The following is a 1,606-nucleotide window of genomic DNA, read 5'->3' on the forward strand; positions in this document are numbered from 1 at the left end:
TTCGACCTCACCGAGGCCGCGGGGAAGCCGGCTTCGACGTACTCGGGCGGGATGAAGCGCCGCCTGGACATCGCCATGACCCTGGTCGGCAGCCCACGCGTCATCTTCCTCGACGAGCCCACCACCGGCCTCGACCCCCGCAGCCGCCACAACATGTGGCAGATCATCCGCGAACTCGTCGCCGACGGCGTCACGATCTTCCTCACCACCCAGTACCTGGAGGAGGCGGACGAACTCGCCGACCACATAGCCGTGCTGAACGACGGAAAGATCGCGGCCGAGGGCACCGCGGACGAGCTCAAGCGCCTGATCCCCGGCGGCCACGTCAGCCTCCGCTTCACCGACCCGGCCGCCTACAGATCAGCGTCGACCGCCCTGAACGAGACCACACACGACGACGAATCCCTCACCCTGCACATCCCAAGCGACGGCACCCAGCGCGCACTGCGCGCCCTCCTCGACCGCCTCGACGCGGCCGGTGTCGAGGCCGACGAACTGACCGTGCACACCCCTGACCTCGACGACGTCTTCTTCGCCCTGACCAGCTCCGTCACCGTCCCTCACCAGACCAAGGAAGACGCCCGATGAGCTCCCTCTCCCTCGCCGTACGCGACTCGGCCACCATGCTGCGCCGCAACCTCCTGCACGCCCGGCGCTACCCGTCCCTCACCCTGAACCTGCTGCTCACGCCCGTGATGCTGCTCCTGCTGTTCGTCTACGTCTTCGGCGACACGATGAGCGCGGGCATCGGCGGTGGTGGCCCGGACCGCTCCGAGTACATCGCGTACATCGTCCCGGGCCTGCTGCTCATGACCATCGGCAGCACCACGATCGGCACGGCGGTCTCCGTCTCCAACGACATGACCGAGGGCATCATCGCCCGCTTCCGCACGATGGCGATCCACCGTGCCTCGGTCCTCGTCGGACACGTCGTCGGCAGCGTCCTCCAGAGCGTCATGAGCGTGCTCCTCGTCGGTGCCGTGGGCGTGGCCATCGGCTTCCGCTCCACCGACGCCAGTGTCCTGGAGTGGCTCGCGGCCTTCGGCCTCCTCGTGCTGTTCGCCCTGTCGCTCACCTGGATCGCGGTCGGCATGGGCCTGGTCAGTCCCAACGCCGAGGCGGCCAGCAACAACGCGATGCCGCTGATCTTCCTGCCTCTGATCTCCAGTACGTTCGTGCCGGTCGAGGCGATGCCGGGGTGGTTCCAGCCGGTGGCCGAGTACCAGCCCTTCACGCCGGCCATCGAGACGCTGCGGGGCCTGCTCCTCGGCACCGAGATCGGCCACAACGGGCCTCTGGCGCTTGCGTGGTGCCTTGTCCTGGCGGGTGTCGGGTACGCCTGGTCGACGGCGAGGTTCAACGCGGACCCTCAGTAGCGGCGTGCCCCTTGGTGGGGGCTGGGGCGGGGCGGTGCGCAGCTCGGCGTCAGCGAGGTGCCGCAGCGCCCACCCGTGCCGCCCCTAGCGGCACGCATGCCCGCAGCGGCGGCGGAAAGCCGCGTACGGCGGCAAGGGGACGGGGCGGGGGGTGTCCGCCCGCAGCGGCCGCCGTCAAACACCAGAACCCCCGTAGGAAACCGGATCGGCGGACCGAGGACGGACACCCC

2 protein-coding genes are annotated in these 1,606 nt (G+C 69.6%); both read left to right on the forward strand.

Translation table 11 applies throughout. From position 1 onward, the window contains the following. A partial coding sequence (locus tag ACZ6SQ_RS38330; RefSeq protein WP_469570680.1) for an ATP-binding cassette domain-containing protein occupies positions 1-588 on the forward strand: 588 nt, incomplete at its 5' end. Next, on the forward strand, positions 585-1,376 hold the full coding sequence (locus ACZ6SQ_RS38335; protein ID WP_469570683.1) for an ABC transporter permease: 792 nt from the start codon (positions 585-587) through the stop codon (positions 1,374-1,376). The genes ACZ6SQ_RS38330 and ACZ6SQ_RS38335, both read left to right, overlap by 4 nt. Positions 1,377-1,606 lie beyond the last annotated feature (230 nt).

It is taken from the genome of Streptomyces sp. NPDC048600, from assembly GCF_055587025.1.